Annotated in this window: 12 protein-coding genes and 1 pseudogene; 10 read left to right on the top strand and 3 right to left on the bottom strand. The window is 57.8% G+C overall.

The genetic code is table 11. The features are described 5' to 3' along the window. Window positions 1-70: 70 nt before the first annotated feature. Window positions 71-2,020, bottom strand: coding sequence for a DNA topoisomerase III (locus ACWGZX_RS01290; protein WP_452626958.1), 1,950 nt, complete (start codon window positions 2,018-2,020; stop codon window positions 71-73). 282 nt (window positions 2,021-2,302) lie between these two features. On the opposite strand from ACWGZX_RS01290, the gene ACWGZX_RS01285 reads away from it, so the two are divergent. Beyond that, window positions 2,303-2,671 (top strand): DUF427 domain-containing protein, encoded by a 369-nt coding sequence (locus tag ACWGZX_RS01285; RefSeq protein WP_452626957.1) that lies wholly within the window; start codon window positions 2,303-2,305, stop codon window positions 2,669-2,671. Window positions 2,672-2,735: 64 nt separating this feature from the next. On the opposite strand, the gene ACWGZX_RS01280 is transcribed toward ACWGZX_RS01285, so the two are convergent. Continuing rightward, a complete protein-coding gene (locus ACWGZX_RS01280; RefSeq protein ID WP_452626956.1) occupies window positions 2,736-4,358 on the bottom strand; it encodes an MFS transporter in 1,623 nt (540 codons plus the stop codon). A gap of 139 nt (window positions 4,359-4,497) precedes the next feature. Then, window positions 4,498-6,153: a GMC family oxidoreductase gene (locus ACWGZX_RS01275; protein WP_452626955.1), complete on the bottom strand. Its 1,656-nt coding sequence runs from the start codon at window positions 6,151-6,153 to the stop codon at window positions 4,498-4,500. A gap of 121 nt (window positions 6,154-6,274) precedes the next feature. On the opposite strand from ACWGZX_RS01275, the gene ACWGZX_RS01270 reads away from it, so the two are divergent. The 9 genes and pseudogenes from ACWGZX_RS01270 (at window position 6,275) to ACWGZX_RS01230 (ending at window position 15,094) form a co-directional block, all read left to right on the top strand. Further along, entirely contained in the window at window positions 6,275-7,159 is an 885-nt protein-coding gene (locus tag ACWGZX_RS01270) for a LysR family transcriptional regulator (RefSeq protein ID WP_452626954.1), read from the top strand. 75 nt (window positions 7,160-7,234) lie between these two features. Beyond that, window positions 7,235-7,450, top strand: a complete 216-nt coding sequence (locus ACWGZX_RS01265; RefSeq protein ID WP_452626953.1) for a DUF4287 domain-containing protein — start codon at window positions 7,235-7,237, stop codon at window positions 7,448-7,450. A gap of 497 nt (window positions 7,451-7,947) precedes the next feature. Beyond that, the gene (locus ACWGZX_RS01260; protein ID WP_452626952.1) at window positions 7,948-8,310 is read left to right on the top strand and encodes a DUF6124 family protein; all 363 of its coding nucleotides are present in this window, start codon (window positions 7,948-7,950) and stop codon (window positions 8,308-8,310) included. 828 nt (window positions 8,311-9,138) lie between these two features. After that, entirely contained in the window at window positions 9,139-10,167 is a 1,029-nt protein-coding gene (locus ACWGZX_RS01255) for an AraC family transcriptional regulator (RefSeq protein WP_452626951.1), read from the top strand. Window positions 10,168-10,541: 374 nt separating this feature from the next. Further along, window positions 10,542-11,732 carry an OmpP1/FadL family transporter gene (locus ACWGZX_RS01250; protein WP_452628945.1) on the top strand — a complete coding sequence of 397 codons (1,191 nt, stop codon included), beginning with the start codon at window positions 10,542-10,544 and terminating at the stop codon, window positions 11,730-11,732. A 91-nt stretch (window positions 11,733-11,823) separates the two neighbouring features. Beyond that, the gene (locus tag ACWGZX_RS01245) at window positions 11,824-13,305 is read left to right on the top strand and encodes a DUF1254 domain-containing protein (RefSeq protein ID WP_452628944.1); all 1,482 of its coding nucleotides are present in this window, start codon (window positions 11,824-11,826) and stop codon (window positions 13,303-13,305) included. 151 nt (window positions 13,306-13,456) lie between these two features. Then, window positions 13,457-14,134: a DUF3313 domain-containing protein gene (locus ACWGZX_RS01240; RefSeq protein ID WP_223511218.1), complete on the top strand. Its 678-nt coding sequence runs from the start codon at window positions 13,457-13,459 to the stop codon at window positions 14,132-14,134. A gap of 59 nt (window positions 14,135-14,193) precedes the next feature. Further along, window positions 14,194-14,621, top strand: a pseudogene (locus tag ACWGZX_RS01235) (hypothetical protein). A 14-nt stretch (window positions 14,622-14,635) separates the two neighbouring features. Beyond that, complete coding sequence (locus tag ACWGZX_RS01230; protein ID WP_452626950.1) at window positions 14,636-15,094, top strand: glycine zipper 2TM domain-containing protein; 459 nt, start codon at window positions 14,636-14,638, stop codon at window positions 15,092-15,094. Window positions 15,095-15,128 lie beyond the last annotated feature (34 nt).

Below are 15,128 nucleotides of genomic sequence, written 5' to 3'. Positions count from 1 at the left end.
TATCTGTTCAAAAACAGGCGGTCGCCGGACTTGAAGAACACTAGACCATCACGGTCCGTTCGAAGTGCCCTCAAGCCTTGCTTGCCGGCTTCGCTGTGCGTTTGCTGCCCGTCGAAGGTTTGCGTGTCGCCGCTTTGCGTTTTTTCTTCCACGGTGCTGCGCCACGTCCGGCGGGACTGGCCGGCCCGCTGATGGTCAGGTTCAGACCGGCGCAACGGGCGACTTGCTTGCTCATCCACGCCGCCTGTTTGGTGACGAATTCTTCCAGGCTCATTTCGCCGCTCTGGACCATGTCCAGCGCCTGTTCCCAGATCGCGGTGGTGCCGGGGTCGGCAATCGCGCGCGGCACCGCATCGATCAGGCTGAAGGCCGCCGGGGTGGCGGCCAGGGCTTTGCCGTTCTTGATCAGATAACCACGGTCGAGCAGGCCCTGGATGATCGAGGCGCGTGTCGCCTCGGTGCCAATACCGGTGGTGTCCTTGAGCTTCTGCTTGAGCAGCGGATCTTCCACCAGTTTGGCCACGTTCTTCATGGCCTTGATCAGGTCGCCTTCGGTGAACGGTTTGGGTGGCTGCGTCCACAGGTCCTTGAGCTTCACGTCGGCCACTGCGCAATCGAGCCCTTCGGCCAATGCCGGCAGAGTTTGTGGCGCCGGCGCCTCGCGGCCCTTGGGGGGGGCCAGGGCTTCCGGCAGGGCACGTTTCCAGCCGGGCTCGACGATTTGTTTGCCGACGGCGCGCAAGGCTTCACCGGCGCAGTTGAAATCGGCCTGGGTGCGGTCGTATTCGTGATTGGGCAGGAATTGCGCCAGATAACGGGCGCGGATCAGCGTGTAGACCGCCCGCTGTTTGCCCACCAGCCGATCCAGATTCTTCGCCGCTGCCGTCGGGATGATGCCGTGGTGAGCGGTGACCTTGGCATCGTTCCAGGCCCGTGAGCGCCGTTGCGGTTCCAGGTAATCGTTCAGCGCGTTCAGGGACGGATCGGCCTGGCGCAGTGCGGCGAGAATCCCCGGGGCTTCGCTGTGCTGACTCAATGGCAGAAAACCGCAATCGCTGCGCGGGTAGGTGATGACCTTATGGGTTTCGTAGAGCGCCTGGGCGATATCAAGGGTTTCCTGGGCGCCGAGCCCGAGCTTCTTCGAGCAGACTTCCTGCAAGGTGCCCAGATCGAACGGCAAAGGCGCCACTTCACGCATTCGCTCGGTGCGCAGCTTGATCACGCGTGCACTCGCAGCGTTACCAATTGCTCGGGCAGCGTCTTGCGCGAAGGATTGATTCAGGCAGCGATCCTGATCGTCGCAAGCATCGGATGCCGCGCGCCACTGTGCGGTGAACGCCGTGCTGTCGTGCAGCAGTTGCACATCGATGGCCCAATAGGCCACGGGGACGAAATCGGCAATGCTGCGATCACGATCCACCACCAGCCGCAACGTTGGTGTCTGCACCCGGCCCACCGGCAACACGCCCTGATAACCGGACTGACGCCCCAATAACGTAAACAACCGGCTCATGTTCATCCCGATCAGCCAGTCAGCCCGGGAGCGGCCCAATGCCGAATGATAAAGGCTGAAGGTTTCGGCCCCCGGCTTGAGCGCGGCCAGTGCCTTGCGGATCGACGCGTCGTCCAGCGCTGACAGCCACAACCGGTGGATCGGCCCGCGATAGCGGCAGTGCTCGACCAGTTCGCGGGCGATCATCTCGCCCTCACGGTCCGCGTCGGTGGCGATTACCAGCTCATCGGCCTCGCCGAGCAAGCGTTTGACGGCTTTGTACTGGCTGGCCGTGCGCGGCTTGACGGTCATCTTCCATTTCTCGGGAATGATCGGCAGGTCTGCCAGTACCCAGCGTTTGTAGCGCGCGTCGTAGGCGTCCGGCGGTGCTGTTTCCAGCAAATGGCCGATGCACCAGGTCACCGTGACGTCTGTTCCCAGCCAGCAGCCATCGCCCCGACGCTTGGCGCCGAGCACGGCCGCAATGTCTTTGGCCTGGGAAGGTTTTTCACAGAGGTACAGCCGCATAACCACCATCGTTCTTCAAGTGTGCAAGAGGCGCACAGAATGGCCGGAGATGAGCAATCGATCAATCTTTATCTGTATGGATGTACAGCAAAGCTGTTGCGTTTGGTTGCTATCGTCGAAACGGCCCGTTCGGCTGCGAGGCCGTAGCGATGACGAATTTTGGGTTATACCTGACAGATGTGGTCTCGGGTTTTGGGGCCGCTGCGCGACCCATCGCGGGCAAGCCGGATCGCCGCACCGCACGCTCCCACAGGTTTATCACCGTCATGAGGAACGTATTCCATGAAAAGCTCCGCTCCTAGTCCTGTCATTACCATCGCCGAGCAGCCGGGCTGCCTGCTGGTGAAGTTTCATGGCATTCAGGTGGCCGCGTCCGCGCGCGCACTGGTGCTGTTGGAGGCCAATTACCCGCCGGTGTACTACGTGCCGCGAGAGGACATCGACGAAAAGTATTACGCCCGCACCGACCACACCAGCTATTGCCCCTACAAGGGCGATGCCAGCTATTTCAGTTTGCAAGTCCCGGGGCATGAAGCTGCCAATGCAGTTTGGAGTTATGAAGACCCCAAGGTGTCCGTTGAGCAGATACGCGAATATGTGGCGTTCTACCCGGATCAGGTGAAGTTCGAGTTACTCGACGCCGAGGTCTGAGGGACGTTTTACTGAAGATAAAAAAGCCAAGTGTGGCGAGGGAGTCCCTCGCCACAAAGGCCCGTCAGTTTTTATCGAGATCCACGTTCTTGGTCTCACGCAAACAGATCATCCCCACCACCAGGCTCACCGCGGTAATCACCACCGGGTACCAGAGCCCGTAAAAGATGTCGCCGGTGTAGACCACCAAGGCAAACGACACGGTCGGCAGGAACCCGCCAAACCAGCCATTGCCGATGTGATAGGGCAGTGACATCGAGGTGTAGCGGATGCGCGTCGGGAACAGCTCGACCATCAACGCTGCCAGCGGGCCGTAGCACATGGCCGAGATGATGATCAGGATCACGATCAGCGCGACGATCATCGGTTTGTTGATTTGCTGCATGTCAGCCTTTGACGGATAGCCGGCGAGGGTCACCGCGCCACGCAGGGCAGCTTCATCGAAGCCTTCCAGCGTCACGTCACCGACACTGACCTGCACGCCACTGCCAGCAGGTGCGGCGGCGCTGGCGTAAGGCAGGCCTTGCTTGACCAGAAAGGTTTTGACCTTGTCGCACGGGCTATCAAATTTCGCCTTGCCCACCGGGTCGAACTGGAACGTGCAAGTCGCCGGGTCGGCCAATACGGTGATCGGCGCCTGACGGCTGGCCTGGTCAATGGCCGGGTTGGCGTAATGCGCCAGGGATTTGAAGATCGGGAAATACAGAGCAGTGGCCAGCAGCAGGCCAATCATCAGCACCGGCTTGCGCCCGACCTTGTCCGACAGCCAGCCAAAGAAGATGAAGAACGGTGCGCCGATGATCACGCTGACGATCAGCAGGCCGTTGGCCAAGGCCGGGTCCATCTTCAGGAACTGGGTGAGGAAAAACAGCACGTAAAACTGCGCGGCGTAAAAGGTCACCGCTTGCCCGGCGTTGATGCTGAACAGGGCAATCAGTACAACTTTGAGGTTTTCCCACTTACCGAAGGACTCGCGCAGCGGCGACTTGCAGAGTTTGCCTTCGGCTTTCATTTTCACGAAGGCCGGCGATTCGTGCAGGCTCAGGCGAATCCAGGTCGAGATGCCCAGCAGAACGATCGAAAACAGGAACGGAATGCGCCAGCCCCAGACTTCGAACTGGTCACCGGTGAAGTAACGGCAGCCGAGCACCACCAACAGCGACAGCAACAAGCCGAGGGTCGCCGTGGACTGAATCCAGCTGGTGTGGAAACCGCGTTTGCCCATCGGTGCGTGCTCCGCGACATACGTCGCAGCGCCGCCGTATTCACCGCCCAGGGCCAGGCCCTGAAGCATGCGCAGCACCACCAGGATGATCGGCGCGGCGATGCCGATGCTCGCGTAGGTCGGCAGCAAGCCGACGCAGAAGGTCGCCAGACCCATGAGTACGATGGTTGCGAGGAACGTGTATTTACGTCCGATCATGTCCCCCAGTCGGCCGAAGACCAGGGCACCGAAGGGCCTCACCACGAAGCCCGCCGCGAAGGCCATCAGCGCAAAAATGAACGCCGTGGTGTCGTTGACCCCGGCGAAAAACTGTTTGCTGATCACCGCCGCGAGAGCGCCATAGAGGAAAAAGTCGTACCACTCGAAGACCGTTCCGAGCGACGAGGCGAAGATGACTTTGCGGGTGTCGTGGCTGATCGTCTCGACCGGCACGGTTTCCAGAGACTGAACATGTTCTGACATATCGGTATCCCTTACAGTGATTGTTTTTGTTGTTCCACTGGTGTTGCGTGTTCCTTGTAGAAGTAGTCCTCAATGCCCGCGAGCCAACTGCAATCCTGTAGGAACGGGCTTACCCGCGAAGGCGTCGTGTCAATCAACATCAATGTTGCAGATCCACCGCTTTCGCGAGCAAGCTCGCTCCTACAGGGGGCGCGGTGGTTTCGAGTATTAGCTGCGCCGCTTTTTCGGCGATCATCAGCGTCGGCGAACAGGTGTTGCCCGAGGTGATACGCGGCATGATCGAGGCGTCGGCAATGCGCAAGCCAGGAATGCCGTGGACCCGCAACTCGGCATCCACCACCGCGTCCGCGTCGTTGCCCATTCGGCAGGTGCCGACCGGATGGAAAATGGTGGTGCCGATCCGCGCGGTGGCTTCGTGCAATTCCTCTTCGGTCTGCAAGCGCGCACCGGGCAAGTACTCGACCGGATTGAAGGCGCGCAGCGCTGGTGCGGCGACGATGCGGCGGGTCAGGCGAATGGCATCGGCCGCGACGCGCAAATCCTCCGGGTGGCTCAGATAGTTAGGCTGTATCAGTGGCGCGTCCTGCGGGTTGGCGGAACAAATGTCCACCCGGCCACGGCTTTGCGGCCGTAGATCGCAGACCGACGCGGTAAAGGCAGGGAAGGGGTGCAGCGGCTCGCCGAAGCGCTCCAGCGACAACGGTTGCACGTGGTATTCGAGATTGGCCGAGGTCTGTTCCGGCCCCGAGCGGGCGAAGGCCCCCAGTTGACTCGGCGCCATGGACAGCGGGCCGCTGCGGTCATAAAGGTAGCGCAGGCCCATGCCCATTTTGCCCCACACGCTACCGGCGATCTGGTTCAGCGTCCGCGCGTTTTCCAGTTTGTAGATCAGCCGCAGTTGCAGGTGATCCTGCAGATTGCCGCCCACCCCCGGCAGTTCATGCACCACGCCGATTCCGATTTTTTGCAGCAGCGGGCGAGGGCCGATTCCGGAGCGCTGGAGGATGCCCGGTGAGCCGACAGAGCCGGCACACAATACGATTTCCTTGCGCGCCTTGAAGGTTTTCGCCTGACCTTGCCAGTGTGTAATGACTGCCGATACGCGGCCGTTGTCCAGCAGCACGCGGTCGACTTCGACGTCGGTCAGCACCGTGAGATTGGCGCGGTGGTGGACCGGTTTGAGAAACGCCTTGGCTGCGTTCCAGCGGATCCCAGCCTTCTGATTGACTTGGAAGTAGCCGCAGCCTTCGTTATCGCCCTGGTTGAAATCATCGATGCTGGCGATGCCGCTTTGCTCGGCGGCGCTGCGGAAGGCATCGAGAATCGGCCACGACAGCCGCTGACGCTCGACCCGCCATTCGCCGCTGGCACCGTGAAATTCGGAGTCGCCGGCAAAATGGTTTTCACTCTTTTTGAACAGCGGCAACACGTCGTTCCAGCTCCAGCCCGAATTGCCGTCCGCGGCCCAGCTGTCGTAGTCGCCCGCCTGGCCACGCATATAGATCATGCCGTTGATCGAGGAGCAGCCACCGAGCACTTTGCCGCGCGGGTAACTCAGGGTACGACCTTGCAAACCGGGTTGCGCCTGGGTCTTGAAGCACCAGTCGGTGCGCGGGTTGCCGATGCAGAACAGGTAACCCACGGGGATGTGAATCCACGCGTAATTATCGCGGCCGCCGGCTTCGAGTAGCAGCACCCGGTGTTGCGGGTTGGCCGACAGTCGATTGGCCAGCAAACAGCCGGCCGGGCCGGCGCCGACCACGATGTAGTCGAATTCATCAAGGGAAGTCTGCATCCCTGACCTCGTATTGTTGTTCTTGTTGTCAGTCATCCTAGTTGTTAGCTTTCGGCAAAAGAATGTTAGTTTTTGCGCAGCCGCTGTGCGTTTTTAAACAGCCTTGCCTCAAGGACGGATCATGTTCGACTGGAATGACCTGCGGTTTTTTCTCGAGTTGCAGCGCAGCGGGCGTTTGCTCACCGCTGCCCGCCGTTTGAACACCACCCACGCCACGGTCGCCCGGCACATCGAGGCCATCGAAAAAAGCCTGGGCACGGCGCTGTTCGTTCAGCATGCCCAGGGTTATGAAATGACCCCGGCCGGCGAAGCCCTGCTCAAACACGCCGAAGCGATGGAAAACGTAGCGCTGCTGGCCCAGGAAGAAATCACCCAGTCCAGCGCGCCACTGGGCAAGATTCGCGTCGGGGTGACGGAAGGGCTGGGCATCATGTTCCTCGCCAGCCGCATGAACGGTTTGTTCGAACGCTATCCGGGGCTGGAAGTGGAACTGGTGGCGGTGCCGCGCTTCGTCAGCATCCTCAACCGCGAAGCCGAAATCAGCATCCACCTCGAACGCCCGGCCGCCGACATGCTGGTCACCCGCAAACTCACCGACTACCGCCTGGGGCTCTACGCCAGCCAGGCGTATCTTGACCGTTCCCCACCGTTGCACACTCGCGAAGACCTCGGTCGCCACGCCTGGATCGGCTATGTCGACGACTTGCTGTTCAGCCAGGAATTGATGTTCCTCAACAGCTACTGCCGCAACCCGCGAGTGGTGTTCCACAGCACCAGCGTCATCGCTCAACAACAGGCCGCGCGTTCCGGGTTGGGCATCGCCGTGTTGCCGTGCTACATGGCCAGCGCCGATGCGGATTTGGTGCCGTTGCTGCCGGATGAAAGCATCCAGCGCAGTTACTGGATCAGCACACGGCGCGAGCTGCACAAATCGGTGCGACTGCGGGTGGTCTGGGATTATGTGGTGGGGTTGTGTGAAGCGGAGCAGGGGTTGTTGCTGGGATAGCGTTTGGCGTCCAATCTATTGGAGACGACAAGGAGCGTTATCCGACACTCCGTCGCGCTTAAGGGAGCTTGCAGCATGAGCGAAGAGACAAAAGTAAAAGGGCCAGCGTCGTACTTCCCTTCAATTGAAAAAAAGTACGGTCAGCCCATCAGCCACTGGCTGAATCTGCTTGGAACAGTGAGCGGCAAGAAGCACATGGAAATGGTGGCCTGGCTGAAGGCTGAACACGGTCTGGGGCATGGCCATGCCAATGCTTTAGTTGCGTATTATTTGGCAGCCAACAAGAAGTGACTGAACAGGGCGGGCAGAGCATGTTCATGCCCTCCCAATACCCCCAGATAAAACACCAAACCCTGTAGGAGCAGGCTCGCTCCCACATGGATTACGTTTGACCGACGCAGTGAGTAATTTCCCTCTGTTTACCGACGCTTAAACAACAAAAATCCTGCCTGTTTAAACGAAGCCCCCTGTTACCACTCAAAGGCTACAACGCCTTGCGCCATCGCCTACGGGTAAGACAGAATCCGCCGGCTTGTGCGTCCAGGTGCCCGCCAGTAACTTGATTCCTGTCACTGCTCAACAGTGATCGGGTCTGCAAGCCCGCCGGAATACCAGTCGCATAGCCCTGCCAAAGGACGCTCGTTTATGTCCGCGAAATGGCGGCTTTGTGCGGGAGACTTCGGTCTGCCGGGTTCCTGGTTTCCCGGTCTTGCAGACCCGCACATAGCTGCCACCCATCATCTGCAAGTGATGCGGGTAGCTCCTAATGAACAATCAGGAGTTTCGCCATGATCAAACCAACACCAAACCCATCGGAAACCGATCCGGCATCGCCCTACGAATCCCTCGATTCCAAAAAATTCCACGAAGCGGCCGAACGTGCCCTCGACCACTACCTCAACCCGGCTGCCCAAATCATGGCCAGTACCCACGAACCTGAACCTATGTTCCTTGCCAATCCTAAGTACAACACCGAATCCCTGCTGGCCAACGCCAGCGAATCACTGGGCTCGGCCACCACCATGTTCAGCAATTTTGCGGCGTTACTGGAAAACTCACACCGCAAGACCCTACTGGGGATTACGCAAGTGGTGATGTTGGGGGAATTGGCGGTGAATCAGGCGTTGGATCACGTTGAGCTGAAGGAATAAACATGACCCTCTGTGGCGGGGGGAGGGTAGCTCCTCGCCACAGAGGGATATGTAGTAAGTCTGCATGGGCGTGCATGATTTCTAAGCTTTCGGGAAAAATCGTGTCTGTTCTGGCTGATATCGGCCAATAGCGGTCTTCGCAGATAAACGACATCGGACACATCTGCGTTCCCAAAGCGCCGGCAAGCTGCAACCCTTGCGCGCGGACAGTCTCCTTGCTAATCCAGAAAAAAGGGGGCCCATTCCCGCTGTTGGCTTCACTTCATTTTTTATTTTTGACCAAGTGCATGTTCGCGTCGCCCGACCAGGCTGCTGCATTTACACACAGTCCGAGTGGGAGGCAGCCGGTCACCAATGCATCGCCTGTATACAATTGAAACCAACAATATTCATGAGTGAGGACAAGCATACTTTTTAGCGGATGAGATCCAATGAAGCTTCGAGCACCTCACGCGGCAATGGCACGTCGCTAGTCAAGACCTGTTTGCCCTGAGCATATCGGAACAAAAACACCAGAAGAATACCCTCTAACCTAACTTCCTCGATGTATGGAAGCGGCTATTAGGGTGGAGCATAGTCTCTATGGACCATTTAAAAAAAAGCGCATCCTTGCTAAAAGCAGCGTATTCAATATTATGTATTTTTTGGATGCAATTAATGCGCACGACTCGTGTATTCGATGATTCGGCCCAAGGACTGAGGGGCGGCGCAGAACGGCCGCGAGGTGTCAGGCGCTGGCTCATGGGCGCTACGCTCTTTTGCTCGCCATGTATCAGATGATCGCCAACGTGGCCAATGTGCCAGTTTCAGGAATGATAGCGAGCTAATATGCCCTCCAAAAAATCATCTTTAAGAATGGGCGGGCCTGGAGAAATTAGTACAAGCCCATTCCGTAGGTTCCCGGAAGTAGTTGACGCAATAGGGGGTTCCTCGAGAGGCGTTTTCAAAGACGCTGGTATCAGCCTTGAGCAATTTGCAAATGAAGACAACCATCTCGCCTACATGGACGTTGCTCGTCTGTTCAACACGGCATTCGAACACACTCAGTGCCCCCATATTGGCCTGTTGATCGGTGAGCGCTTTTCGCTGGATAATTTGGGGCCGGTAGGTCAGCTTATGCGTCTCGCGACTACACCAGGCGACGCATTGAACGACCTGGTCGGGCATGCCTGTCTCTATGATCGTGGCGCGACCCCACTCCTTCTTCCCTTGGCGGGCCAACACAGCTTGTTGGGATATGTCATTTATCGCCACGACCTGCCCAATCAATCATTACTGGTTGACACTGCCGTCATGGTTGGCCTCCAAATGCTGCGGATCTTATTAGGCGCTAACTGGACGCCAGTTCGCGTGCAGTTTTCATATCGCAAGCCATCAGACATCACCCCGTACGTCAGAAGATTTCGCTGTAACATTCAGTTCAATGCAAGCATCTCCGGACTTGTAATAAACAATCAGCAACTCCGACAAATTCAATCTACGGCGAATCCACGCTTACACCATCTGCTTAAACTGGCTATTTCGACCGCCACGTCACATTTGACGATTTCAGAAAAAATAAAGAGCCAGACATACGCTCTATTATTGAAAGGCCAGGCAAACTCCAAGCACATCGCCAGTCAATTCTCATTGAATGAAAGAACGCTGCGACGCCGACTGGATGCGGAAGGTTCTCACCTGAGAGAACTCATCGCCGATTCCAGAAGCAACTTCGCGCGGCAGCTCTTGAAAGATACGGATTTGCCGATATCCATAATCTCTCAGACCCTTCAATACCAGGATCCAAACGCCTTCTCCCGTGCGTTCAAAACGTGGACAAATACGTCACCACAACATTGGAGAGATGAACTGGGGTAGCCTCCATTGAGGGTTGATTCAACAATTTCCATACACCCATATACCGCGCGTCGGTGTCCGAAAATGCAAGATGCCTTTCTGATGATTGCCGTAAAGTGAACGCAACAACAGGCTGGCTGCAAAGCTGATCTTCGGTTTTTTGTGCTGTTCATGAGGCTGGCGATTAGTTGCACCTGCGGTCGGAGTTCCGCGCAGATACTCAAGAAAGCCGCACGAGTAAAAGACGGCGCCCCGGCCTTGGGGCGATCTAAGCGATATCGATTGAGTGATCTGAAGAGAGGGATTTCATGCCATTAAATAAAAGTGTGTTGTCGATTACTGTTCTTGGTGTGCTGACACTCTTTACCAGTGGCCACAGTGTTGCAGGTGGCCTGATGTTGTACGAAATCGCCACCGACAACGTCGGACTGGCCAATGCCGGTGCAGCGGCCCGGGCACAAGGCCCTTCGACCATCGCCAGCAACCCCGCAGGCTTGAGTTACCTCAGCGGAACACAGATCTCCGCTGGCGCTCAGGTTCTTTTTGGTGACTTATCGTTTGATCGGGACAGTGAAACCAATGTGCCGGGCACTGGCAGCGGTAACGCGCTCAATCCCATACCGGGCGGCAGTTTCTTCATCAGCCATCAACTGGATGATCGGTGGTCCGTCGGCTTCGGCTCCTATGGCGATTTCGGCCTCGCTGAAAACTACGACAACGACTGGTCCGGCCGTTATTTCGTGCAGAACGCGAGCATTGCGGGACTGTCACTGGTACCCAGTGTCGCCTATCGCTTCAACGATCAATGGTCCGTCGGCGTCGGACTGAAAGCCATGTACGGGACGCTGAAGAGCGAAGCCGCCATCGATCAGGCTCCGCTCGGACTGACACAACGGGGTGACGGCCAATACAAATACCGGGACAGCACATGGGGTTACGGGGCCAACGCAGGCGTGATTTATGCCCCAAAGCCAGGCACTCGGATTGGTCTGGCTTACACCAGTCAGGTTGACCTCGACTTCGAGGATCGCCTGGATGTGAAGAGCAGTGCTCCGTTGGTGAACCGCCTCAACAGCCTCAATACCAAGATCGACCTGAAAGTACCGCAAACGGCGACCCTCAGCCTGTACCAGCAACTGGATACGCAATGGGCTTTTCTGGCCTCGGTCAATTGGCAGGATTGGTCGAAATTCGGCGACATCGGCATTGACGTAGACACTTCCAGAACCGGTTCCCGGGCCGCTTCAATCGATGCGCATTACAAAGACACGTATCAATTGGCGCTTGGCGCTCAATACCAAATGAACCAGGACTGGATCTGGGATTTCGGTATTGCCTATGACACGTCCGCTGTGTCCGATGGTGATCGTACGCCCACCGTACCCATGGGCGCCGCTTGGCGCTTCGCCACAGGCTTTACTTATTCGCTGAATAAAGAGACAGACGTGAATTTCAGTTGGGTCACGGTGTGGATGGGGGACATGCCAGTCGATCAGCAAAAATCTCTGTCTGGCAATCGTGTATCAGGCGAATTCGACAACGCCTGGATTCAAGCCCTGACCGCCAACATGACTTGGCGCTATTGAAAAAATCGGCGAGGGTTTCAGGTCTTCAGATTACTTAACCGTGGACATGAATACTCACGACGCCAGCTTGCAGAAAACTAACGAGGTGGAAATGAACAGGAAGTCTCACAGTAGCTGGACAATGGCTGCGGCAGTCGTCGTAGTGGGTTCAACGCTTTTCGCGGGGTGTGCGGGCAAGAACGATCCGATCGCGCAGGCAGACAAGGCGGATGCGGCCAAGGGCGTTTCCGCGCCGAGTCTGGAGCAAACCAAGGCGATCGCCGAGGAAGGCTTTATCTACGGCTTGCCGCTGGTCATGAACTACGCCGTGATGAACGAATTCGCGGTGGACTCCAAGTCCAGCCAGTTCAAGGCCCCCTTCAACCAGCTGCACAACGATCATAAGGTCGCGACACCGGCTGACACGGCCATCATTACACCCAACAGCGACACGCCGTACTCCTTTCTCTGGGCCGACCTGCGTGCAGAGCCGCTCGTAATCACCGTGCCGGCCGTCTCCAAAAAGCGCTACTACTCGGTGCAGCTGATCGACGGCAACACCTATAATTACGGCTACATCGGGAGCCGGGCAACTGCCAGCGCACCCGGGAGCTATATGATTGCAGGCCCCGACTGGAAGGGGGCGACACCCCCTGGCATCGAGAAAGTGTTCAGCTCCACGACCCCTTTCGCACTGACGTTGATCCGGACCCAGTTGTTCAATCCGGCCGACATGCCAAATGTCGAGAAGCTGCAGGCGGGTTACAAGGCCCAGCCGCTGTCCGCCTTCCTCCATCAACCCGCGCTGCCCGCCGCGCCGAAGATTGATTTCGTGCCGGCTACCACGGAGGGCATCAAAGCCAACTTCTTCGAGTACCTGTCGGCGGCGCTGCAGTATGTGCCGCCATCAGCGGAGGACAAGGAGATCCGTGCCAGACTGGCGAGCATCGGCGTAGGCCCCGGTCGGAACTTCGAATTCAAAGACCTCTCGCTTGAGCACAAGGCCGTGGTCCTGCTCGGGATGAAGGCCGGTGACGAGAAGGTCGACAAGTTCCTCTCGAGCGGAATGAAGAATATCAACGGCTGGAGCGTCGGCGCGTTCTTCGGCGACCAGGCGTTCTACAAAGGCGACTGGCTGATGCGTGCTGGCGCCGCGAAGGCTGGTCTGTACGGCAATGACGCTGCCGAGGCGATGTACCCCATTACGCGTACCGATGGCAACGGCCAGACGTTGAATACCGGCAAGCACAACTACACGCTCACCTTCCCCGCCGGCAAACTGCCGCCAGTCAATGCCTTCTGGTCGGTAACCATGTACGACGGCAAGAGCCAACTGCTAATCAAGAATCCGATCAACCGCTACCTGATCAATTCGCCGATGCTGTCGGCCATGAAGAAGAACGCGGATGGCTCACTGACGCTGTACATCCAGAAGGATTCGCCGGGCAAGACCAAGGAGTCCAACTGGTTGCCGGCGCCTGACGACTCGGCCTATCTGGTGATGCGCCTCTATTGGCCGAAGGCCACGCCGCCTTCAATTCTTCCCGCTGGCGCGGGCAGCTGGCAGCCGCCGGCAGTGGTGGCATCGAAGTAACGCGACGCTTGCGACTGCTTGCAGTTGGCAAGCAGTCGTTCGATTGCTCAGGCTGAGATCCAGTGGCCCTATTGCCGAAAGGGCTGAGGCCACAAGGTCTGACCTTGAATAAAGTACATTCAGGAACACATCCCTCAAGGAGTACCGTTATATGAGCCTCTCGCACAAATGGATAACGGGTGCCGCACTGAGCAGCTTGTTATTGACCGGCTGCGTATCGAAAGTCACTGAAACCGAGCAATACTCGGGCTACCTGTCCAACTACAACAATTTGCAGCAAGTCGAAACGCCGAGCGGCGGCACAGCCATGCGTTGGGTCAGTCCGTCGTGGAACCCGAATGCCTATGACACCGTGGTATTCAACAAACTGGAGCTCTATCCCGCGCCCAAGCCCGATGAGCGGGTCAGCCAGCAAACGCTGACGGATATCCAGAGCTACATGACCAGTAAGGCCAAAAGCACTTTGGGTCAGAAATACCGCGAGGTGACTAACACCAGTGCTGCGCCGGCGGGCTCCAAACCCCTGCTGATGCGTGCGGCGATCACCGGGGTGAATGCCGAAAACCAAGGGATGAAATGGTATGAAGTGGTGCCGGTCGCCGCCGTGATCGGGGCAACACAGGCCGCCACCGGCCACCGCGATCAGGACAGCACTTTGTTCATTGAGGCCGAGATAATCGATGCGAGAACCAACCAGACCGTAGCCAAAGTCGTGCGCAAAGTGTTCGGCACTACCCTGGAAAATGAAAGCCAGAAGATCACCGCTCAGGACTTCAAGGTAGCGATCGACAGGTTGAACGCCGATCTGTGGGCATTCATTCGCAGTTGAGCCTTGATTGAACTACCAACAGACCTTGGCTCAATACACTTCCAGCAGAGGATGCTGACATGTCTCCCTCTTCATCGCTTCGATTCTCAAGATTGAAGCGGCCGTTGCTCGTCGCGGCTCTCGTTGCCAGTGCGCTTGCGTTAAGTGCCTGCGCATCGGATGACGCCCAGACAACCGCTTACGTTGGGGTCGAGCATCCCGCGTCGACCTTGCCCAGCAAAGTCCAGGTGTTACGCTCAGAACCGACAAGACCCTATATGCGGTTGGGCGAAATACTGATTGATGCCACGGTCGACCCGGCACCGGCGATCACCCAAGTCGAACAAAAACTGCGTGAAGAGGGCGCCAAACTTGGCGCAAACGCCGTCGTTGTCGTCTACGACCGCATTCAACCCGTCGCCGCCTATATCACAGGCCCTCTGTGGAGCCGGGACATCGAAACGATTCAGGGGCGCAGCTGAAAGGCTTTGCCATCAAATACCAATAACGAGGTGCACCGCAATGAAAGCAATTCTGACCTGGCTGTCAGTCACGTTGATGACTGTGCTGATAAGTGCCTGTTCCGCCGTCGGGTCAACCGATGGCGGCGCCGGTGAAATCGAGATTCGCTCAGGGAAGATCGAGCAGATATCGCTGACGCAGATGCAGACCAACCACGACAGTGGCGTCGGCGCCGTACTCGGTGGCCTTGGCGGTCTGGCGGTTGGCAGCTTGATCGGGGGTGGCACCGGGCGTGACGTCGCCATGGTTGCTGGCGCACTCGCCGGTGCGGCTGGAGGTAACTACGCCGAGAAGAAAAAGTATGACCAACCGGTCGAGGCACAACAGATCATCGTGCGGGTCAGCAGTGGCGTGCTGGTGTCGGTGACCCAACCGATCAATCCGTCCCTGGCTAAAGGCTCGAAGGTGTATATCCAGGGCTCAGGCAATGATGCCCGCGTTGTGCCGCAAGGCAGTTAAGGCTGACTGTTCAGATTCGTAAACACTGTACCTG

The sequence above is a fragment of the Pseudomonas sp. CLCA07 genome (genome assembly GCF_053615335.1).
The sequence above is the reverse complement of the archived record's forward strand: the minus strand, read 5'-3'. Positions and strand labels throughout refer to the sequence as shown.